This is a genomic window from Lysinibacillus sp. LZ02 (genome assembly GCF_050613145.1).
Taxonomy (GTDB): domain Bacteria; phylum Bacillota; class Bacilli; order Bacillales_A; family Planococcaceae; genus Lysinibacillus_B.
In genome coordinates, this window is record NZ_CP192507.1 from 799,877 (window position 1) to 823,125 (window position 23,249).

The window sequence follows — 23,249 nt, forward strand, 5'->3', positions numbered from 1 at the left end:
ACGTGAAAAATACCGAAATTGTTGTACAAGGTGCACGGGCACATAATTTAAAAAATATTAATGTAACGATTCCACGCGATCAACTTGTTGTATTAACAGGTTTGTCGGGGTCAGGTAAATCGTCACTCGCTTTCGATACGATTTATGCAGAAGGACAGCGTCGATACGTAGAAAGTTTATCGGCCTATGCACGGCAGTTCCTTGGGCAAATGGATAAACCAGATGTGGACACAATTGAAGGATTATCACCCGCGATTTCTATTGATCAAAAAACAACGAGCCGTAACCCTCGTTCTACAGTAGGTACCGTAACGGAAATTTATGATTATTTACGTCTGCTATTTGCACGTGTGGGTAAGCCGGTTTGTCCAAATCATGGCATTGAAATTACGTCGCAAACGATTGAGCAAATGGTGGACCGTTTACTTGAATATCCAGAACGTACGAAAATGCAGCTCTTAGCGCCAATTGTAGAAGGAAAAAAAGGGACGCATGTCAAGCTATTAGAAGATTTGAAAAAGCAAGGCTATGTACGTGTTCGCGTAAACAGTGAGTTACGGGATTTAGATGACAATATTGAACTGGATAAAAATAAAAAGCATACGATTGAAGTAGTCGTGGACCGGATTGTTATAAAAGAAGGCATTGCCACGCGGTTAAGTGATTCACTAGAAGCAGCTCTTCGTTTAGCAGAGGGGCGTGTATTAGTCGATGTGATGGAGCAGGAGGAGCTATTATTTAGCGAGCATCATGCCTGTCCGCATTGTGGCTTCTCGATTGGGGAATTAGAGCCGCGCATGTTCTCGTTTAACAGTCCGTTTGGGGCATGTACATCATGTGACGGACTAGGCATGAAAATGGAGGTTGATCCGGATTTAGTCATTCCAGATTGGAACCGTACACTACTTGAGCATGCCATTGCCCCATGGGAACCGACAAGTTCGCAGTATTATCCGCAGTTACTAAAGGCGGTATGTGAACATTATCAAATCCCAATGGATGTGCCCGTAAAAGAACTGCCAAAAGAGCAATTAAATAAAATTTTAAACGGCTCTGGCAAAGACAAAATCGAATTTACGTATACGAACGATTATGGGCGTACCCATTCACAAATGGTTGAATTTGAAGGAGTACTAAAAAATATCGAGCGCCGCTTTAAAGAGACGACATCTGATTATGTACGGGAGCAAATGGAAAAGTATATGGCAGAGCAGGCTTGCCCGAGCTGTAAGGGGTATCGTTTAAAGCCGGAGTCCCTTGCTGTCAAAATAGGTGGCAAGCACATTGCGGAAGTAACGCAATATGCCATTCAAGAAGCACAACACTTTTTTGAGTCGCTCGTATTATCAGAAAAAGATATGCAAATTGCGCGTTTAATTTTACGTGAAATTAATGAACGGTTAGGCTTCCTTATGAATGTAGGGCTGGATTATTTAACATTAAGTCGTGCAGCAGGAACACTTTCTGGTGGGGAAGCGCAGCGTATTCGCCTGGCCACACAAATCGGCTCTCGTTTAACAGGTGTGCTCTATATTTTGGACGAGCCATCCATTGGTCTCCATCAGCGTGATAATGATCGTCTCATTTCAACGCTTCAAAATATGCGTGATTTGGGCAATACATTAATTGTCGTAGAGCACGATGAAGATACGATGATGGCAGCTGATTATTTAATTGATGTAGGTCCTGGGGCGGGTGTGCATGGTGGTACCATTGTGGCACAAGGCACACCACAAGAGGTCATGGATAATGCTGCATCACTAACAGGGCAATATTTAAGCGGGAAGAAGTTTATTCCACTACCGATTGAACGTCGCCCATTAGACGGTCGTAAGCTCACGATTAAAGGGGCATCTGAAAACAATTTAAAGAAAGTCAATGTGGATGTGCCACTTGGCCTGTTTGTTGCGGTAACGGGTGTATCGGGTTCTGGGAAGTCCACATTAATTAACGAAATTTTATATAAGTCACTGGCACAAAAATTAAATCGTGCAAAAGTGAAACCTGGTGCACATAAAGAAGTGACAGGGATTGAACAGCTTGAAAAAGTCATCGATATTGACCAATCACCAATCGGTCGTACACCACGTTCCAATCCGGCAACGTATACAGGTGTGTTTGATGATATTCGAGATGTCTTTGCAGCGACGAATGAAGCGAAGGTGCGCGGCTATAAAAAAGGGCGGTTCTCCTTTAATGTCAAAGGGGGGCGCTGTGAAGCTTGTCGTGGTGACGGGATTATTAAAATTGAAATGCACTTTTTACCGGATGTGTATGTACCATGTGAAGTATGTCACGGGAAACGTTATAATCGCGAAACACTCGAAGTACGATACAAAGAAAAAAATATTGCAGATGTACTCGATATGACGATCGAAGATGCAGTCGTCTTCTTTGAAAATATCCCGAAAATCCATCGTAAATTGCAAACAATTGTGGATGTAGGGCTTGGATATATGAAGCTTGGTCAGCCGGCAACGACTTTATCGGGCGGTGAGGCGCAGCGTGTGAAGTTAGCGTCAGAATTGCACCGTCGTTCGACAGGGAAGTCATTTTATATTTTAGATGAGCCAACAACAGGTCTCCATGCCGAGGATATTGCTCGTCTCTTAAAAGTATTGCAGCGTCTTGTGGACAATGGGGAGACTGTGCTTGTCATTGAGCATAATTTAGATGTCATTAAAACGGCAGATTATATCATCGACCTTGGTCCTGAGGGTGGCGATAAAGGCGGAACGATTGTGGCTACCGGCACACCAGAAGAAATTTGTGAAGTCGAAGCAAGCTATACAGGACGCTATTTAAAGCCAATTTTACAGCGTGATCGCCAGCGGATGGCGGCTATCATTGAACAAGCGAAAGTAAAATAAGTAGCTCTAAGTAAAGTGAATGAGCAAGCCAAGGCTATTTTAACTAACAACTAATCAGAGTCCGAATGAAACTTTTTATCCTCCCACATCGTATAATGATGTAAATGACGAAAGGGAGGATTTTTTTGATGGATGAACGTAAACGGATTTTAAAATTAGTGGAAGACGGAACGATTTCAGCAGATGAGGCTATTCAATTGCTTGAGGCATTATCAAAGCAAAAAGACTCCACGCCATCTTCATCACCTTCTACATATGTAGAGCCGGTGCAAGAAAAAAATGAATGGCAACAGTCAACATTTGAACAAGAAAAGAAACGTAAAACGACAGGCTTTGAAGATTTATTTAGTAAATTAGGTAACAAAGATTTAAATAAAAAGATGGACGAGCTTATGCATGAGTTACGCCATGATTTATCGGAGTTTAGCGGTCGCATGATGACGCTCATGAATACGACGCTGTCAAAAGTAAAGGACTTGGACGTTGAATTTCCGTTCGGTGAAAAGGTGGAGTTTGATAAAACGTACGCCTTTAATGCAGAAGAAGTAAGAGGCTTCGAAATTGATATTCCGAACGGTCGTGTAACGATTGAAAAAGGGACAGCACCAACAATTCAAATTGAAGCACATGTAAAAACATCGAAGAATGGGACAGAGCAAGAAGCAACGGATCGTTTTACAGAGCGCTTTGTGGAATTAAAAGACGGCAAAATTGAAGTGGCAACACAGGCAAAAATGGCACATGTGGCACTGCGTGTAGTACTCCCTGAGAAGCATTATGATGTGCTGATTGTTCGTTTACTAAACGGTGGGATTACATTAAACGATATTGATGCCAAAATTGTGAAAGTAAAAACGTACAACGGTAATGTTATCGTAGAGCATGCAACATTTGAGCATGCAGATTTACAATCAGCGAATGGGGCCATTGAAGCGCGTCACATTTCAGGGCAAGACTTAGAAGCGGAAACAGCGAATGGCCGTGTGTACATTGATGGCGATGTGAAAGAAGTAGAGGCGGAATCTGTTAATGGTCATGTAGTAGTGACAACAACTTCTACCAACGCGCATAAAGTGAAAGCACGAACAGTGGCAGGCTCTGTAGAAATATATGTACCAAAAAATGTTTCACTAGATGGGCAAGTTACTTCGAATTTCGGTCGAACAGACGTAGGATTAGCAGATGTGACAACGCGTGTCGAAGAAGACCAATTTTTACTAAAAACATTACATTTCGATAAAATCATTACGGATGCACCATTACTCAAATTAGTTGGTGAATCACGTACAGGTTCCATTGTCGTTCGTTACACAACACAGGGTGAATAATTTGTGGAGCAAGTCGCTTAGGCGGCTTGCTTTTTCGTTGTGCCGTTTTGAGTGATCAAAAAGAAAGTGTATCCGGGCACAAAGGAGGGGAGACGAGCAAAAGCACAAAGATATTTTACGAATTCACGAAGTTTTCAAAACTATTACAAGAAATTTACATCGAAAGAAGGGGTTATGCTATTTTTATCGAATGTAAGAGGATAGAGTGTCGTATTTTATCGTATAAGAATGAAATAAAACTGTAATAAAATAAGGTATTCAAAATGCTATAATGATAGAGAAAACAAATTTCGATTTAGTAATTATTAGGTGGTTTCGTTAAATGATCCAAATGAAGAATGTTGTAAAAAAGTACCCGAATGGTGTCGTTGCAACAAACGGCATTTCTATAAATATTAGCCAAGGTGAATTTGTCTATGTAGTTGGTCCGAGTGGTGCCGGAAAATCAACTTTTATTAAGTTAATGTATCGAGAAGAAAAGCCGACAGCTGGCGAAGTCATTGTAGCTGGGATTAATTTAACGACATTAAAAAATGCACGTGTACCACATTTACGTCGCCAATTAGGTGTTGTGTTTCAAGATTTTAAGCTTTTACCACGTCTAAGTGTGTATGAAAATGTCGCATTTGCAATGGAAGTAATTGAAGAACATCCAAAGATTATTCGTAAACGTGTCATGGAAGTGCTAGAGCTAGTTGGCTTAAAGCATAAGGTACGTATGTTACCGAGTGAGCTTTCGGGTGGTGAACAACAGCGTGTATCGATTGCGCGCTCTATTGTTAATAAGCCAAAAGTGTTAATCGCAGACGAACCGACTGGAAATCTAGACCCTGAAACATCATGGGAAATCATGGATATATTTGAGGAAATCAATCGCCAAGGCACAACGATTGTCATGGCGACGCATAATCGTGAAATCGTGAACACAATGCGTAGGCGTGTTATTGCGATTGAGGGCGGGTTAATTGTGCGTGATGAATACGGAGGTGACTACGGCTATGAAGGGTAGAACGTTACGTCGTCATTTTCGTGAAAGCTTTAAATCATTAGGTCGTAATAGTTGGATGACCATTGCATCGATTAGTGCAGTTACGGTCACTTTACTGCTCGTTGGTGTGTTTGCCATTATTATGATGAATTTAAATAAAGTCGCAACGGATTTAGAAAATGATGTGGAAATCCGTGTGTTAATTGACATTATGAATGATGAAGAACAAAAGAAGACAGCTGAGGCAGAGCTGATGGCGCAAATTAAAAACTTGCCAGATGTAGCCGAGGTCGTCTATTCACCAAAGGAACAAGAGTTGTCAGACTTAATTAAAGATTTTGGTGAGGAATTAAGTTTATTTGAGCAAAACAACCCATTGCACAATGTATTGTATGTAAAGGCGGTTGACCCGCAGCAAACAGCAAATGTAGCTGCGCAAATTGAAAAGTTGGATCATACATATGAGGTATTGTACGGTGAAGGAAAAGTAGAGAAGTTATTTAGCTTCTTAAATATTAGCCGAAATATCGGATTAGTATTAATTTTAGGTTTATTGTTTACCGCGATGTTCTTAATTTCCAATACGATTCGCATTACGATTATTGCGCGTAAAGACGAAATTGAGATTATGAAATTAGTAGGGGCTACCAATTCATTTGTACGTGTTCCCTTTGTATTTGAAGGCATGTGGATTGGTCTACTCGGTTCTATTATCCCAATGGTTGTCGTTTCGCTCCTATATTACAACTTATACCATACACTTGCCCCACGTATTCAAGGAAATCTATTAGAACTCCTTGAAGTGACACCACTTCTATATCAAGTAAATGCATTGCTGATGGGCATTGGTTTACTCATTGGGATTTGGGGAAGCTTTATGTCTGTTCGTAAATTCTTAAAAATTTAAGCTTATGAGAAAGGGGTATTCCCAATTGAAGAACGGAAGTAAAAAGCCTTGGAAATGGTTAGCGGTTTTCATGGCGCTACTATTAATTGTACAAGTCCCTGCTGCATATGCGACATCGCTTTCTGATTTAAAGCAGGAACAGAAACAATTACAACAAGAAAAAGATGCGTTAAATAATTCAATTAACGAAAAAAGTACAGAAATTAAAACGAACCAAACAAAGCAAGAACAATTATTGGAACAAATTCAAACATTAAATGCAGAAATTAATAAAACAAATAAATCCATTGAACAAGTTGTTGCCGATATTAATCTAGCGAATCAAGAAATTGCAGAATTAGAGAAGGACATTGCAGAATTGCAACGAAAAATTGATGAGCGTAACGTATTATTAGAAGAGCGTGCACGTGCGATTCAAGCAGGTGGTACAGTGAACTATTTAGATGTATTACTTGGCGCAAATAGTTTCGTAGATTTTATCGATCGTTTCTCGGCGGTTAGTACGCTAATCGATGCTGATCGTCAAATTATGCGCGATCAAAAAAATGATCAAGAAGCGTTAGAAGAGCAAAAATTGGCGCTCGAAAATAAGAAAAAGCAACTTGAAGAAAATCAAGCAAAATTAGAATCATTAAAAGCTTCTTTAAATTCTCAAAAAGCAGAGAAAAATAAATTGGTCGATGCGCTTGAAGCAGAACAAGCCAAATTGAAAAATGAAAAGGCATTATTAGAAGAAGAGTATTCTGAGGCATTAGAATTAAGTAAAGATGTTGAAGCGCAAATTCGAAAAGAACAAGCCCGTTTAGCAGAAATTGCGCGTCAACAAGAGGCGAATAAAAACAATGGTGGTGGCGGTGTGTCAGGCGATACACCAGCTGTATCAGCAGGTACTTGGACAACACCAACGACTGGTCGCTTAACATCGCCGTTTGGCTGGCGAAATCTCGGCTATGGTAACGAGTTCCATTACGGAGTAGATATTGCGAATTCAACGGGTACACCAATTGTTGCAGCCGCTGATGGTGTTGTGTCGTATGCATCGAAACTATCTACTTATGGCAATGTCATTATGATTACACACTCGATTGATGGCCAAATTTGGACAACTGTGTATGCTCATTTAAATAGCTTTAATGTAAGTGTTGGCGATTCTGTTTCAAAAGGACAAGTCATCGCTGGCATGGGCAGTACGGGACGTTCGACAGGACCACATCTACACTTCGAAATGCATACAGGTACATGGGCTGGGGCACGTAAAAACGCTGTTAACCCATTACGCTATATTTCACTGTAAGATTTAAGGGACCGTCTGAAAAGGCATTTTGAGACGGGACCTTTGCGACGAGGATGGTGGCATGTGGATGCGACCATCGCAGGAGCAATATAATCATTATTAAGGAGTGAAGGGGGTGTTCTGAAAGTTTCTACTTTCTGGACACCTTCTTTTTTTGCTATGCTAGAAAAGAATTTACAAGGAAATCATCTATTGATATTCGATATAGTGGAGGCAAACGATGAAGAAAAATATAGGGTTAGCTGTCGTGTTAGTCCTAATAGTCATTGCAATTAGTACGTTTATAAAGCAACAAACGGATAAAAATAACAAGATTGCACAAGTAGGCTATGAGGTCGATTTAACACAAGAGGAAGGTTTACAGAAGGGGCAAATTGCACCAGATTTTACGCTCCAAACGTTAACTGGAGAGTCCGTGACACTGAGTGATTTAAAAGGAAAAAAAGTTATTTTAAACTTTTGGGCATCTTGGTGTCCGCCGTGTCGCGCAGAAATGCCGCATTTACAAGAATACTATGAAAAGTATGCAGATGCAGATAATGTGACCATTATTGCAGCCAATACGACATACAATGATCAAGGCGCAGAGAATGTTCAAAAATTTGTCAATAGCTATGACATCACATTTCCTGTTTTATTAATGCCAGAAGATAACATTATTAAATTATATGAAGTGCTCACGATCCCCTCGACGCTCATGATTGATACAGAAGGACGTATTCAATATTATATTCAAGGGCCACTGGATGAAGAGGCGATTCGGGAGTATATTGCAAAATTAGATTAAGGTGACGAATTTCGGCTTTTTGTGTATGTTCTTATCAATCTCTTCATATTTTAAGAGTAGAGGTGAGAAGGATACGAAAAAGTCGACTTTTTTTCTTTTTAGCATGTATTGTGCTGGCTGTTGTCATTTATACATTCGTTCGACAGCAGGTTGTAACAGTGGAAGGTGCTAGTGACCTAGACGTTGTGGAGGAATTGTACACGCTTATTGAAGAGCAATCCGTGTATGATTTGGACAGCGGAACGATTGTAGAAGGCGCATTACGTGGTATGGCTTCTGCAATTAAAGACCCGTACAGTTCGTATTATTCGAAAGAGGAGGCAGCGATTCATAAAGCGTCGCTTGCTGGTGAAAAAGTCGGAATAGGCGTTGAAATTGCTGAGAAAAATGGGAAGTTTATCGTTGTATCACCCGTTAAGTCTTCTCCAGCTGAGAAAGCAGGCATACGGCCATATGATGAAATTGTACAAATTAACGATGTACGGTTAGATGGTAAAACGATTGGTGAAGTAATTAAACTGATGCAAGGAAAGGCAGGAGAAGAAGTAACACTTGTCTTATATCGTCCTAGTATCGAACGTCATATTAAAGTAGCTGTTGAACGAGCAAAAATGGAAAATGATACAGTTGATGCAAAAGTGATTACAGTAGAGAATGTGCCCGTCGGCTATGTAACAATTAGTTTATTTGCAGAGAACACGCTTGAGCAATGGTTGCAAGAGGTGTCAAAGCTAATCGAACAAGATGTCCAAGCACTCATTGTAGATGTGCGTGATAATCCAGGTGGCTATTTACATAGTGTGGCGGGCATTATTAGCACAATTGGAGAAGAAGGAAAAGTATTTGCTTATATGCAAGATGGAAAAGGGAAGCTGGAGCCTTTAAAAACGGTTAAGCTGGATGAGATTGAAGGCTTAAAGAAGGAAATTCGTGAATTACCGATTGTCATTTTGCAAAATGAAGGTTCGGCATCTGCGAGTGAAGTATTTAGTGCAGCGATGCAAAGTTGGGGGAAAGGGACGCTTGTCGGTACGAAAAGCTTCGGTAAAGGCACAGTCCAAGAGACGTGGGATTTAGCAAATGGTGGTTCCGTCAAGCTTTCTACAAATAAATGGCTAACACCGAAGGAAACATGGATTAACGGAAAAGGAATAAAGCCCGATATCGAGGCAGATCAGCATCCCTTATATATGATTGAATTTATACCAGTGCGTGGTAGCTTTGAAGTGGGCGATTTTGCGGAAGAAGTAGCATACGCGCAAAAAGTATTGCATGCATTTGGCTTCCAAATCGTGCGGCAAGATGGCTATTTTGATGAAACCACTCGGGAAGCAGTTGTAGCATTCCGTGAAAAATATGATTTACATGACGGCGATAAATTAGATGAATTATTTTTCGAAAAAATGCAAGAGCAAGTAGCCCTCTATAAGAGCAAAACAGAAAACGATTTACAACTACAGATGGCGGTTAGCTATGTCATGCATAAGCTAGGTCATTAAATTTCTATACGCAATAAACGATGCATTTGATACAATGACAGTAATGATAGAAATGGTAGGTGGAGTTATGCACATAGACGTTTTATTAGAAATACTTCGAGCCATCGGACGATTTTTCATCAACCCAATCGTTTATATGACAATTTTCTTAACAATTTTTTTAGGCTATCGGCGTGTAAAAAAAGAGCGGAAATCATTTAATATACGTATTTTAAGCGGTTGGTCAGAATTGAAAAATAGCATACTTGCTAGTTTGCTTGTATCGTTTATTGTATCTGTAGTGATCATGGCAGTGGGCTTAACGATGACACCGCAATTTTTACTGATTTTAATGGCTGTTACGATTATTGGATTAGTACTCTATACCTTTCACTTATTATCACCGATTGTATTATTTGCTCTCAGTGTAGTAGCGTTAGTAATACTTAGAGTAATAGGTAAGGCGTATACAATTGTAGGAGTAGAAATTTCTGGCGTCATTTGGCAAGATGTGACGATTGTGCCGCTTTGTATTGTAGCTGGATTATTAGTCATTGTAGAAGGGGTATTAATCCGAAAATATGGCGCGAATTTAGCATCGCCTATACTGGAAAAGACGAAACGTGGCTTACAGGCAGTTTCCTATTTTTCCAAACAAGTATGGGTTTTGCCGCTTTTTGTGTTAATTCCGGGAGAAGTTATTCCGTCATACATCCCATATTGGCCACAGTTTACAATTGGTGAGCAAGCATTTAGCTTCGTGTTATTCCCATTTGTGATTGGATTCCAGCAACTGACGCGTAAAACATTGCCTGTTTATTTTTATCCAAAGCTAGCGAAATCGATCATTTGGCTAGGGAGCATGGTTGTACTTGGCGGCATCGGTGCTTACTTTGTACCAGAAGTGGCGTTTGTTGTGCTCATGCTAGGTGCGCTAATGCGTTTGTTCATCGTGTTACGCTACAAATTACAAGATCGTGATGATGTGTATGCGGTAGCACCTAGTCCAATAGGGGCAACCATTGCGGCGGTTTTACCTAACTCACCTGCTGAGAAAATGGGCTTACTAACTGGCGAAGTGATCAAAAAAGTAAACGGTCGCGAAGTACAAACAGAACGTGAATTGTATGAGGCGCTTCAAGTAAATGCTGCACATTGTAAACTGGAAGTGCTTGACCATAAAAAAGAGCTTCGCTTAACACAACACGTCGTCCATAGTGATGACCACTATCGAATCGGGTTACTGTTAGCGAGGTAAGCAGAAAGCATCTCTTTGTGAGGAGGGGTGCTTTTTTTGCGTTTAAATAGTTGTAAGTGGTCAAAACAGCCGTACGAACGGGCAAAACACGGTCGTATTCGGTCAAAATGATAACCCAAACAAAAAAATGGCGCGAGAATACGCGCCATTTGGAGTCGTTAAACAAATTGTTTTTTCTTATTCCAACGATTATAAATGATTTCTACTAATATCGCAGAAGCAAGTGCCGATACAATGATAGCCCAGCCGGTTGAAAGCCATTGTGTCCAATAAAACATGCAATTTAAACTAGCTGCAATCAGAGCGAGCAGGAAGACTTTTCGATTACCACGCATGGATGGCACGAGAAGTCCAATAAACATCGCGTACAGGGCGACCGACATCGCTGCTTGTAAAAACATCGGTAAGTTTGCACCGATTAAATGTCCAACAGCAGTAAATACAACCCAGCTACTATAAGCAGCTAAATTGACACCAAAGCCAAATGCCATGGGAAGGCGTTCTTCTTTTCGAGTAGCCAGAACAGAAAAAGTTTCATCCGTTACCCAAAAAGCGAAAAGTCCCTTGGTCCATTTCGGTGCATGGACCATTTTTTCATTGAGCGCGGCAGACATTAAAAAGTGGCGAATATTTACGATCAACGTATTGAGTACGATAACAAGCGGGTCTACCCCTTTAGAAATCAATGTTAAGCTAATATACTGAGAAGCACCTGCATACACAAATATGCTCATGGCGGTTGCTTCTAAAATAGAAAGGCCGGTCGTTTTTGCGAGTAAGCCAAATGTTAAGGCAACAGGAAAATACCCGATAGCAATAGGCATACCAGCTTTTAGACCGGAGAAAAAATGAAGGTCTTTCAATGAACCCAACTCCTTAGATTACACTAGTACTAAACTGTAAACGGCTAATGCTGCGATAGCGCCGAGTACGACGAAAATCACATTGGCGCCTGCATAAGCAATGCCAAATGCGACAACAGCTCCTAATATCCCGAAGAAATAATCTCCTTCTTGGATATAAAAAATAGCTGGAAATATGAGTGCGCCTAAAATGGCAAAAGGAATATTTCGTAAAATGCCAGATAAAAAGGGCGGCAATTCGATCCCCTGTAAAAAGGTTAACGGAATGGCCCTTGGTATATATGTAACAAGTGTCATACCTAAAATCATCCACCAATATGAAATCCCCATGTATTACTCCCCCTTTAGTTGCTTTTTCTTGTTGACAAGGTTACAAATGAATACAAAAAAGAAACGTGCGAAAACGAAGTTCTGTTATTGTGAATAAAATGTAGCGCCTCTGTGCAATGATATTAACAGTGAAACCAAATGTTATGAAAAGGCGTTCTTGTTAATGAATTACACAAGGTTATTTTGCTGTTTATTTACCGACAAACAATAGCAAAAAAAGATATTTCAACTATTAACAATGCTTTTGCACGTATTATAATAATATTTAGAAATTTAAGATAGTACAAGAGGGAATTAGATTTGGGGTGGTTTACATGTTCGATTGGCTGACAATTGAAAACATAGAAGAAGTAGAAAAGTATTATCGAACATTGGGGCCGCTTGTCGGAGTGTTGTTACCATTCATTGAATCGTTTTTACCGTTTTTACCGCTCGTTGTTATTGTTGTAGCAAATGCTAATGCATTCGGTTTATTTTGGGGATTTGTTTTATCATGGATTGGGACAGTGCTAGGGTCATATGTTGTATTTTTAATTGTCCGGAAATTTGGCAGACATCCGAAGCTGCATTTCTTTACGCAAAGTACACGTGTACAGAAATTGATTCAATGGGTTGATATGAACGGGTTGAGTCCGCTTTTTGTCCTGTTATGCTTCCCATTTACTCCATCTGTTTTAGTGAATATTGTAGCGGGTCTGTCAAATATTCGAAAGCATTTTTATTTAGTAGCGGTTATATTAGGGAAAATGGTGATGATTTTTGTTATGAGCTTTGTTGGACATGATCTTACGGCGTTAATCCGCAGTCCAATTAAATTAGTGCTGGCAGTTGTGGTGATTTTTCTTTTATGGCTGTTTGGTAAAGCAGTGGAAGTCCGTTTAAATAAAAGAGTAGAAAGAGATTTACGAAATGCACAGAGAAAAGAGCACGGCGGTGAAGTGTAACCGTCGTGTTTATTTTTTGAGGGAAATGGCAAGTAAAAAGGGATATTAGGCAAGTAAATAAACAAATTAAGCAAGTAAATTTAAAAATATCGCAGGACGGTTCGATTGTGTGCGAGGTTTTTGTAAGGAAGATAAGAAAGTATAAGTTTTTCTAGTATGAACTTTTTTAATTCGCACACGAACATGTATTCTGAGGTACAATAGAGGCAACTATATGTAAGGGGGGATTGCATTGTCATTACGCATTATTTCGGGGCGTGCAGGCGTAGGGAAAACGACTGTTATCCATCAAGAAATTATTGATGATTTAAAACAGCATCCGTTAGGGCATCCGATTTTCATCATCGTACCGGATCAGATGTCTTTTACAACGGAGCATGATTTAACAAATAAATACGATGTACGTGGGATTATGCGTGCTCAAGTATTAACATTTAAGCGACTAGCTTGGTTTATTTTGCAGGAGACAGGCGGGATTGCGAAGGAACGGATTGATAGCTTCGGTTATCGCATGTTATTACGCCGCATTTTAGAGGAGCATAAAGAAGAGTTTCAGTTATTCCGACAAGCAGCAGGGAAGCGCGGATTTACTCAGGAAGTCGAAATGCTACTGCGAGAATTTAGTCAATACGATATTACGAGTGAATCTATCGTGCTGCTCATTGCAGAATTAGAGCAAGTGAAAGCCTCGAATACATTGATTGCGAAAATGAAAGACTTCCACATTATTTTACGCGAATTAGAAGAACGCATTGGCGATAGTTATGTAGATGGGGAAGGGTTTTATCCTATTTTAGTAGAGCAACTTCAACATTCATCGAAAATCAAAGAAGCTCATATTTACATTGACGGTTTTGTTATGTTTACAAAACGTGAATTGGCGATTGTTCAACAGCTACTTGCATTAGCAAAGCGTGTCACAATTGTACTGCCATTTGATGATGTAACTGCGGCGACACAACCGGAAGCATTATTCCATCGTGCTGCCTTTTCGTATGACAAATTGATTCAAGAAGCGATGCAACTAGGAGTTGAAGTAGAACCACGTGTGCATTTAGAACATACATTTCGTTTTACAAATGATGATTTACTGCATATTGAAAAACAGTTTCATGCACCTGTTCCTGTACAAAAACAGGCAATTGGCTACGCACAAATTATGGAAGGGGCCAATCGCCGCGCGGAGGTACAAGGGATTGCTCGGGAAATACTTCGTCTCGTGCACGAGGAAGGGGTTCGTTATCGCGATATAGGGATTATGTATCGGCAAGCGGATGTGTATGATCCGATTATTCATACGACATTTGCACAGTACGGCATTCCATTTTTCTCGAATGAAAAGCGGCCGATGCTCCATCATCCGTTAATTGAGCTTACTCGTTCTGCTCTTGAAGTGATTCAATCGAACTGGCAATATGAACCGATTTTCCGCGGGGTAAAGACCGATTTATTTTTCCCGTTAAATAGCGATATGGATACGATGCGAGAGCAAGTAGATCAACTAGAGAATTTTGTCATTGCAAAAGGGATTCAACACAATCGTTGGAAAGAAGATAAGTTCTGGGTGTACAAGCGTTTCCGAACATTAGAAAAAATTGGAACGGTACAAACTTCAGCAGAGGCAGAAATGGAACAGCTACTGCATCGTGCCCGTGATATGATTCGCACGCCACTTCTTGCATTAGAGAAAAAAATAAAAGCAGCCGAAAATGGCTTAGAGCTGGCAAAAGCCATTTATGAATTTATTGATGACTTAAAAGTATATGAAAAGCTCCAAGCATTAAAAGAGCAGGAATTAGAAGAGGCTGTATTTGAGTTTGCCAGTGAACATGACCAAGTATGGAATGGTTGGGTCAATGTGTTAGATCAATTTGCGCTCATGTTTGGTGACCAACAGATTGCGCTAGAAGATGCGATGCAAGTGTTAGAAGAAGGATTCGATGCGTTGGAGTTTTCAAATATTCCGCCGAGTCTTGATGAAGTAACGGTGGCGACTGTGGAGTTCTCCCGTTTTGATAATATGAAAGTCGTATTTGTCATCGGTGTGAATGATGGTGTATATCCAATGCGTATCGATAAAGAAGGTTTGATTAGTGATGCTGAGCGTGAATACTTTGATGCGATTGACTATGAGCTAGCACCGAACTCTCGCAGTAAATTACTACAGGAGGCATTTTTAATCTATCGTGCCATGTCTTCACCGACGGATCGACTTTATCTCACGTTCCCGAGTGCAGATGAGGAAAGTAAAGGGTTGTTGCCATCGCTGTATATTAACCGGTTACACAAACTGTTTGAGGTGGATGGTAAGCGGACATTGCCGCATACGCGCATTTATATCGATCCAATTGAAGAGTTAGAGAAAGAACAGATTTTGCATTATTTACGCCATCCAAGTCCTGCTGTTGCGTATTTAACGATGCAATTAAAACATGCGGAAGTGAACGGCGAATTGGCAGAAGAGTGGGTTGCGCTCCAGGCATTTTATGAGCGGCATCCGACATGGCAAGAAGTACTTTACGATGTAACGAAACCGCTGTATAAGAAAAATGTGGCGGAAACATTAGTAGATGAAAATACAGCGGCTCTGTACGGGGAGGAATTATCAGCGAGTGTTTCACGTATTGAGCAATTTTTCCGTTGTCCATTTGCTCATTTTACATCGTATGGTCTTCGCTTAGAAGAACGAAATGAATATAAGCTGGAAACATTTGCGATGGGGGATTTATTCCATGAAGCGCTTCGCATGATTTTAACGAGTCAGGACGAGCCGCCAAAAACATATAGCGAATGTTTACAACAAGCACGTTCGACGGTAGAGCCTTTAGTAGGGGTATTTTCCTATAGTATTTTAGAAAGTAGCTCCCGTTATATATACATTAAAGAAAAGCTGATTCGTGTTGTCGCGCGTACATTATTTGCATTAACAGAGCATGCAAAGGTGTCTAAGTTTAAGCCGATTGTACATGAAAAGCCGTTTGGGAAGCGGGATGATAAAGGGGTACAAGAGGAAGAACAAGCATTACCAGCGCTTGAAATTGAACTAGACAACCGACGCAAAATGATTTTACGTGGCCAAATCGACCGGATCGATGCCTATGAAGAAAAAGAATCGGTGTATTTACGGGTTGTCGATTATAAATCATCAAGCCGCGATATTGATTTAAATGAGGTATATCACGGGCTTTCCTTACAATTATTAACGTATTTAGATGTCGCATTAAAAAATGCATCGTTGATATTACCAAAAGCAGAGAAAGAGATTATTGTAGCCCCGGCCGGTATGTTATATGTCCATGTGCATGATCCGCTTATTCGTTTAGAGGAAGTGGTGGATGAGCAAATTCGTGAATTAAACCGTCTGGAAAAGTATCGGATGAACGGACTTGTCACGAGTGATATCGATATTTTAGAGGCGATGGATAGTGACTTGCCGGAAATAAAAAAATCAAATGTTATACCGGTTTCATTAACATCAAAAGGGCTAGGGGCGCACTCAAAAGTCGTCGATGACACAGCTATGCCAGCGTTGCAGCAGTTTGTCATTGAAAAACATAAGGAAGCGGGCAATGAAATCTTTGCTGGGAAGACATCGATTTCACCATTTCGCTTAAAGAAAAAAACGGCTTGTGACTATTGTAGTTATAAAGCAGTTTGCCAGTTTGATCCGAGCGATGGTACGCAGGCTTATGAAGATTTGAGCGCGCAAAAGCCAAACGCCATCATTGAAAAAATAAAGAAGGAGTGTGGATTACATGATTCCAACGAAGCCGAGTGAAGCGATGTGGACGGATGAGCAGTGGAAAGCGATATACGCTGAAGGACAAGATATATTAGTCGCAGCAGCTGCTGGTTCAGGGAAAACAGCGGTTTTAATTGAGCGTCTTATTCAAAAAGTACTTGCCCCAGCGGATAAACGAATCGATGTAGACCAATTGCTCGTTGTTACATTTACAAATGCTTCCGCAGCTGAAATGCGAAACCGAATGGCAGAAGCGCTCGAAAAGGCGATTGCAAAGGATCCACATAATCAGTTTTTACGCCGTCAATTAAGCTTGATTGGGAAAGCCCAAATTTCAACACTGCACTCATTCTGTTTAGCCATTTGTCGCCAGTATGCTTATATGATTGACCTTGATCCAGGTTTTCGTATTGCCAGTCAGGATGAGGTAGCGTTACTTCGTGATGACGTATTAGCGCAAGTGCTAGAGCGTGCTTACGGAGAAAAAGAAGAGACGTTAACGCGAGAAGAAGTATACCGGTTAGTGGATAGCTTTACGTCTGACCGAAGCGATCAGCAAATTGAAAAACTCATCGAGCAATTATATGAAATGTCACGTGTACAACCTGACCCGTATGCATGGCTTCGTACATTGCCAGATGCTTATCATTTAGCCGATGATGTAACGGTAGATGATTTACCATTTGTACAAGAATTAAAAAAATCAATCGAGCATACGCTCATTGCTGCTCATAAAAGTTTGCAAGAAATGCAAAGGTTTGCGATTGCAGAATTTGGCTTAACAGCGTATGCACCAGTGGCAGCGGAAGAAGAAGCGTTTGTACGAGTAGCGCTGGAGAAAATGCAGCACGGGACATGGCAAGACCTTTACGACCACATGCAAAAAGCAAATTGGGTGCGTATGCCGACTGTGAAAAAGGCGGATAATGCCGACGAATATGCAAAAAAAGTAGCGAAAGATAACCGTGATCGAGCTAAAGACTTAGTTAAAACGATAAAGGAGACATTCTTTGTTCGCAGTCCTGAACATTTAGTCAAAGAAATTCGTGATATGAAACCGATTATCGAAACGCTTGTGAAATTAACGGTCGCTTATAGTGAAGCGTTTAAACAGGCGAAGCTCGAGCGAGGATTAGTTGATTTCTCGGATTTAGAGCATTATGCGCTCGAAATTTTAACGGAAAAACAGCAAGATGGACTGACCGCTTCGGCAGTAGCACTTGATTTCCAAGTGCGTTTTAAAGAGGTGCTCGTCGATGAGTACCAGGACGTCAACATGCTACAGGAAACGATTTTACAGCTGGTCAAATCGGGCGGGGAAGCGGATGGGAACCTATTTATGGTGGGCGATGTAAAGCAATCTATCGTGCGCCCATAAGGGTATTGTATATTTCACCATTTGGCGGTGAATAAACTACAGAAACGGTTTATATATCAGCCGACTTATCTTGGAGGGAAACCAAAGAGGGAGTGTAGCATGTCGGTACAAGTCATAAGTTAGCCTAAACGGAAAGGTTACGACTGAATGGCGAGATATAAAAGATTCATATGAGGAAGAAGGCTAAACTGCTTGAAGAATAGTCCGAGTGGGGTCATGCTGGCACCGTCTAGGAAACCGTTTGAAACCTAGAATCTATTCTGTTCAGCGTATTAGATACTTGCGACTGAACATGGACGAATGCTCTAGATGGAAGCATAAGTCTAGTTTCTGATTGACGAAAGAATAGACACACTTCAAGATTGAAGAAAAGGATGAACGTTCCTTCCGACAATGAATCGAGCCTGTATACAATATACTAAATGGGGATTACCTAAGTTGGAACGCCGAAATGGCTATGTACAAAGGTACTGAATATCCAATATGGTAACGGAGCTCTCGTAGTAGTCTGAGATAGGGAAAGCCTATTACATGGCGAAGGAGAGCAGCTTATAACGTATAAAACAATAAAGAAAGGAGCGAAATGCTCTATGCAAAGTTCAGAAATTGTCTTATACAATCTATCAAAACAAGCGATGAAGGGCGGTTTTGAATTTGACCGTCTATACAGACATTTATACAACGAAGACTTCTATGTAAAAGCCTATACAAAGATATACAAAAATAAAGGTAGTGCAACAAAAGGTATCGACGAAGAAACGGCAGATGGATTTGGAGAAGAAAAGGTTCAAGAAATTATTGAATCATTAAAAGATGAAAGCTATCAACCAAAGCCCGTACGTCGCATTCATATCCCAAAGAAAAATGGTGATACAAGACCACTTGGTATCCCTACATTTACAGATCGTATCGTTCAAGAAGTTTGTCGTATGCTTATAGAAGCAATTTATGAGCCGAATTTTTCAAAACATTCACATGGATTCAGACCAAAAAGAAGTTGTCACACAGCATTAGTCGAAATTAAGAAAACCTTCACAGGTGTGAATTGGTTCATTGAAGGTGATATAAAAGGATTTTTCGATAACATTAATCATCGAGTACTAATAAATATTTTGCGTAAACGAATAAAAGATGAAAAGTTTATTCGTCTAATGTGGAAATTCTTAAAAGCCGGATTCGTTGAAGATTGGCGATTCCAGAAAACGCATAGTGGGACTCCACAGGGCGGTATTATTAGCCCACTACTCGCAAATATTTATTTAAATGAATTTGATGAATACGTCGAAAATGATTTGAAACCTTCATTTGATTTAGGTGAACCAAAAAAGCGTAAACGAAATACCGAATATCGAAAGTATGATATGCGTAATCAGCGTTTGCATAAAAAGATTAATGTGACAGAAGATGAAGGTTTACGACAACAAATGATTGAAGAATATAAGGCGAACAAGAAAATATTGCTCAATTTACCGTACTATGAACCAAATACCGATATGTATAAAGCAATGGAATATGTGCGTTATGCAGACGATTTTATTGTTGGTGTAAATGGGAGTAAAGAGGATTGTGAACGCTTAAAACAAGCAATGAAAGACTTTTTGAAAGACCGTTTACAATTAGAACTATCAGAAGAAAAGACACTCATTACACATAGTACAAAGTTCGCTCGATTTTTAAGCTACGATATTTCAATTAGCCATGATTTAAGTGTGGCGAAAGATAAAAACGGTGTAAAAAAACGTAAATATAGAGGATATGTTCAACTACGAATACCTCAAGGGACGATTGAAAAGGTCATCTTGAAAAACAAAATGGTTAAAGATATTGATGCTAAACAATGGGATATGTTACATCGACCAAGACTTGTCGGTCTACCTGATTTAGAAGTCATCGAAATATATAACGCGGAACTACGTGGACTATACAATTATTATGCACTAGCAGAAAACGTAAGTCAGAAAATGTGGCAATTGCGTTATGTTATGGAATATAGCTGTTTAAAAACACTTGCAAATAAATACAAATCCTCGGTTGCCAAAATGAAAACCAAATTCAGACAAGGTAAGTACTGGGGTGTAAAGTATGAAACAAAGCAAGGTGAAAGAATTGCGTACTTCTATAAAGATGGCTTTAAAAAGAAGAAAGAAATCTTCCAATCAGAAATAGACCAACTACCAAACTTTTATGCATATCAAGGCAGAAATGAATTAGAAAAACGGTTAAGTGCAAAACAATGCGAACTATGCGGAGATAACCACCCAGATACAAAGTTCGAAATTCATCATGTAAACAAGATGAAGAACTTAAAAGGTAAAGAATACTGGGAATGGACGATGCTCGCAAAGCAACGTAAAACACTGGTTGTATGTATAAAATGTCATAAAGAAATTCATAAACAACGATAGATTTGTTATAGGTGGAGAGCCGTATACTCTGAGAGGAGTACGTACGGTTCGGGGAGGGGTTCTTGGAAACCTACTACAGCAATGTAGCAAGGCGCTGGGTTCCTACTCTACTACGCCTTTCGTTTAGCAGAACCGCGCCTATTTTTGCGCAAATATAAGGAGTTTATGCCAAATCCGAATGGGACAGGGATGAAGATTGATTTAAATGCTAACTTCCGAAGCCGTCAAGAAGTATTAAATAGTACGAACTATGTATTTTCTCAAGTGATGGATGAGAAAGTCGGGGAAATTAATTACGATGATAAGGCGGCGTTAAAATTTAGCGCAAGCTATACGCCTGAAAATGTGCCTGTAGAACTGGTCATTTTAGATGAATCAAATACGAGTGATACCTCTTATCAAGAGGAGGCAACAGAAGAAGAGCAAGAAATAGAAGAGATCGGTCGTGCGCAGCAAGAAGCACGTTATATTATTAAGCGTATTCAGCATATGATTGATTCGGAGTATCCAGTGTATAATCCGAAAACAAAAGAGTCACGCCCGATTCGTTATAGCGATATTGTGATTTTGATGCGCTCAATGAAATGGTCGGCGGATTTAGCAGAGGAATTTAAAGCGGCAGGAATCCCGTTATATGCAGAGTCTGCGAAAGGTTATTTCGATGCACTCGAAGTAATGATTATGCTGAATTTATTAAAGGTCATCGATAACCCGTATCAAGATATTCCGTTAGCATCTGTGCTCCGTGCGCCGTTTATTGGGCTAAATGAAAATGAATTAGCAGAAATTCGCTTAGCTAAACGTAATGTCCCGTATTATGAAGCGTTAAAAATATATTTAGCTGATGGAGCACAGTCGATGCGTGTGGAGACCCGAAAGAAGCTCGAGCAATTTATGCATCAGCTAAGCGATTGGCGTAGTGCGGCTCGTCGCGGAGCGCTTGCAGATTTAATTTGGGATATTTATTTAAAGACACATTATTATGAAATGGTCGGTGCGATGGCAAATGGGAAGCAACGTCAAGCGAATTTGCGTGCGTTACATGACCGTGCCCTCGCCTATGAAAAGACATCGTTCCGCGGGCTGTTTCGTTTCCTTCGTTTTATTGACCGGATGAAATCGCGTGGAGATGATTTAGGCATTGCCAAATCGATTGGTGAAGCGGATGACGTGGTCCGTTTAGTGACGATTCACTCATCGAAAGGGCTGGAGTTCCCTGTTGTTTTTGTCGCAGGCATGTCAAGTAAGTTTAATATGCAAGATTTTAACGGCTCGTATTTGTTCGACCAAGACTTTGGAATGGCCGTAAAAGCGATTGACCCTGAGCACCGCATTGTCTATACATCGCTTCCTTACTTAGCGATGAAAGAGAAGAAAATTGCGAAAATGAAGGCAGAGGAAATGCGTATTCTGTATGTGGCAATGACCCGTGCAAAAGAAAAGCTGATCATGGTTGGCTCTGTGAAAGATTGGGAGAAGACGAAAGAAAAGTGGGAAGCATTGCAGGAGTTGCCGAGCGATGCCATTTTGCCAGACTATCTTCGTGCAGGGGCAAGCAATTATTTAGACTGGGTAGGTCCTGCGGTAGCGCGTCACAATGACTTCTTAACGTTATCCATTACGGAAGATGTGCCACAAGCAGAGATGCTCACAGATGCTTTATGGCAAGTGACGGTACTTTCGAATGACAAGTTCCGTGCGAAAAAAGAAGGGGAAGAAGTAGTAGTACAAGAAACAGAAAAGCGAGAGCCAGATGAAATTCTTGTGGAGCTACTAACGAAACGCTTTACAGCTGAATATCCATATAAACAGGCAACGATGAAGAAGTCCAAAACATCTGTATCCGAAATAAAGCGTTATGAAGCGCTACAACAGCAAGAAGACGCTCAACCAACATCACACTTGTTGAAACGTTCTACGACGATGTTAGCGAGACGTCCTATATTTATGCAGGAAAAGAAAATGTCCAGTGCAGAAATTGGTACAGTTGTCCATGCCGTCATGCAGCATGTACCACAACAAGGGTTTGTGAGTGTAGAAGAAGCGAATGCATTTTTACAACAATTAGTGGACCGAGCGATACTACGTGAACAGGAAGCAGCTGTGATGGAGATGGAAGATGTGATGCAATTCTTTGCTTCGTCGATTGGCGAACGGTTTAAACAGGCGACAGCAATGCTACGTGAAGTACCGTTTACATTAAGCCGTGTTGATCAAGATGATGATGCACAAATCGTTCAAGGGGTGATTGACTGCCTGTTCCGTGATACAGAAGGGCGCTGGGTGTTACTTGATTATAAGACAGATAAAATTCGTCCACCTTTTGATGTGGAGCCGAAATTAACGGAAGAGATGAGCAATCGCTATCGTGTACAATTATCGATTTATGCAGAAGCGATTGACGTCATTAAGCATATCCAAGTAGATGAGCAAGTGTTGTATTTATATGATATTGGGGAATGTATAAGTATGTAAGTTTTACAGCGTGCTACGATCGTGGCACGCTTTTTCATGGATAACAGGAACCACATAAGAAAGATAGTAACGCACACTATTTGGTACAAGTTGTGTTTTTCTAATAAGAAATTATGTGCCAATTAAATCATTGCTTCTATTTTTAACATTTATGTGAAGTGAACCTAGTCTCTACGTTTTACGTTTAATCTATTGTAAGATA

14 protein-coding genes and 1 pseudogene are annotated in these 23,249 nt (G+C 40.3%); 13 read left to right on the forward strand and 2 right to left on the reverse strand.

The window, feature by feature from the left end:
• The first annotated feature begins 2 nt into the window (after window positions 1-2).
• The 8 genes from uvrA to ACQQ2I_RS03605 all read left to right on the forward strand — a co-directional run bounded on the left by uvrA (window position 3) and on the right by ACQQ2I_RS03605 (window position 10,910).
• Window positions 3-2,870, forward strand: coding sequence for an excinuclease ABC subunit UvrA (gene uvrA / locus ACQQ2I_RS03570; protein ID WP_431029207.1), 2,868 nt, complete (start codon window positions 3-5; stop codon window positions 2,868-2,870).
• Between the two features lie 128 nt (window positions 2,871-2,998).
• The gene (locus tag ACQQ2I_RS03575; RefSeq protein WP_431029208.1) at window positions 2,999-4,198 is read left to right on the forward strand and encodes a DUF4097 family beta strand repeat-containing protein; all 1,200 of its coding nucleotides are present in this window, start codon (window positions 2,999-3,001) and stop codon (window positions 4,196-4,198) included.
• A gap of 322 nt (window positions 4,199-4,520) precedes the next feature.
• Window positions 4,521-5,207, forward strand: coding sequence for a cell division ATP-binding protein FtsE (ftsE, locus tag ACQQ2I_RS03580; protein WP_431029210.1), 687 nt, complete (start codon window positions 4,521-4,523; stop codon window positions 5,205-5,207).
• Window positions 5,197-6,093 (forward strand): permease-like cell division protein FtsX, encoded by an 897-nt coding sequence (gene ftsX / locus ACQQ2I_RS03585; protein WP_431029211.1) that lies wholly within the window; start codon window positions 5,197-5,199, stop codon window positions 6,091-6,093. The genes ftsE and ftsX overlap by 11 nt, the downstream gene beginning before the upstream one ends.
• A gap of 25 nt (window positions 6,094-6,118) precedes the next feature.
• The gene (locus tag ACQQ2I_RS03590; RefSeq protein ID WP_431029212.1) at window positions 6,119-7,387 is read left to right on the forward strand and encodes a murein hydrolase activator EnvC family protein; all 1,269 of its coding nucleotides are present in this window, start codon (window positions 6,119-6,121) and stop codon (window positions 7,385-7,387) included.
• 220 nt (window positions 7,388-7,607) lie between these two features.
• Window positions 7,608-8,174 (forward strand): TlpA family protein disulfide reductase, encoded by a 567-nt coding sequence (locus ACQQ2I_RS03595; protein ID WP_431029213.1) that lies wholly within the window; start codon window positions 7,608-7,610, stop codon window positions 8,172-8,174.
• A 62-nt stretch (window positions 8,175-8,236) separates the two neighbouring features.
• Window positions 8,237-9,673 (forward strand): S41 family peptidase, encoded by a 1,437-nt coding sequence (locus ACQQ2I_RS03600; protein WP_431029214.1) that lies wholly within the window; start codon window positions 8,237-8,239, stop codon window positions 9,671-9,673.
• A gap of 67 nt (window positions 9,674-9,740) precedes the next feature.
• Window positions 9,741-10,910, forward strand: a complete 1,170-nt coding sequence (locus ACQQ2I_RS03605) for a PDZ domain-containing protein (protein ID WP_431029215.1) — start codon at window positions 9,741-9,743, stop codon at window positions 10,908-10,910.
• Between the two features lie 158 nt (window positions 10,911-11,068).
• On the opposite strand, the gene ACQQ2I_RS03610 is transcribed toward ACQQ2I_RS03605, so the two are convergent.
• Window positions 11,069-11,734, reverse strand: coding sequence for an AzlC family ABC transporter permease (locus tag ACQQ2I_RS03610; protein ID WP_431030442.1), 666 nt, complete (start codon window positions 11,732-11,734; stop codon window positions 11,069-11,071).
• Window positions 11,735-11,791: 57 nt separating this feature from the next.
• On the reverse strand, window positions 11,792-12,103 hold the full coding sequence (locus ACQQ2I_RS03615; RefSeq protein ID WP_431029216.1) for an AzlD domain-containing protein: 312 nt from the start codon (window positions 12,101-12,103) through the stop codon (window positions 11,792-11,794).
• Window positions 12,104-12,417: 314 nt separating this feature from the next.
• Between ACQQ2I_RS03615 and ACQQ2I_RS03620 the strand changes: the two genes are divergently transcribed.
• From ACQQ2I_RS03620 to addA, 5 genes and pseudogenes are all read left to right on the forward strand, one after another.
• Window positions 12,418-13,047 carry a TVP38/TMEM64 family protein gene (locus tag ACQQ2I_RS03620; RefSeq protein ID WP_431029217.1) on the forward strand — a complete coding sequence of 210 codons (630 nt, stop codon included), beginning with the start codon at window positions 12,418-12,420 and terminating at the stop codon, window positions 13,045-13,047.
• A 232-nt stretch (window positions 13,048-13,279) separates the two neighbouring features.
• Window positions 13,280-16,825 (forward strand): helicase-exonuclease AddAB subunit AddB, encoded by a 3,546-nt coding sequence (gene addB, locus ACQQ2I_RS03625; protein ID WP_431029218.1) that lies wholly within the window; start codon window positions 13,280-13,282, stop codon window positions 16,823-16,825.
• A complete protein-coding gene (locus ACQQ2I_RS03630; RefSeq protein ID WP_431029220.1) occupies window positions 16,803-18,167 on the forward strand; it encodes a UvrD-helicase domain-containing protein in 1,365 nt (454 codons plus the stop codon). The genes addB and ACQQ2I_RS03630 overlap by 23 nt, the downstream gene beginning before the upstream one ends.
• Window positions 18,168-18,757: 590 nt before the next feature.
• Window positions 18,758-20,572 carry a group II intron reverse transcriptase/maturase gene (gene ltrA / locus ACQQ2I_RS03635; protein WP_431029221.1) on the forward strand — a complete coding sequence of 605 codons (1,815 nt, stop codon included), beginning with the start codon at window positions 18,758-18,760 and terminating at the stop codon, window positions 20,570-20,572.
• 111 nt (window positions 20,573-20,683) lie between these two features.
• A pseudogene (addA, locus tag ACQQ2I_RS03640) lies at window positions 20,684-23,047 on the forward strand (helicase-exonuclease AddAB subunit AddA); the annotation flags it as partial.
• Between the last annotated feature and the right edge of the window lie 202 nt (window positions 23,048-23,249).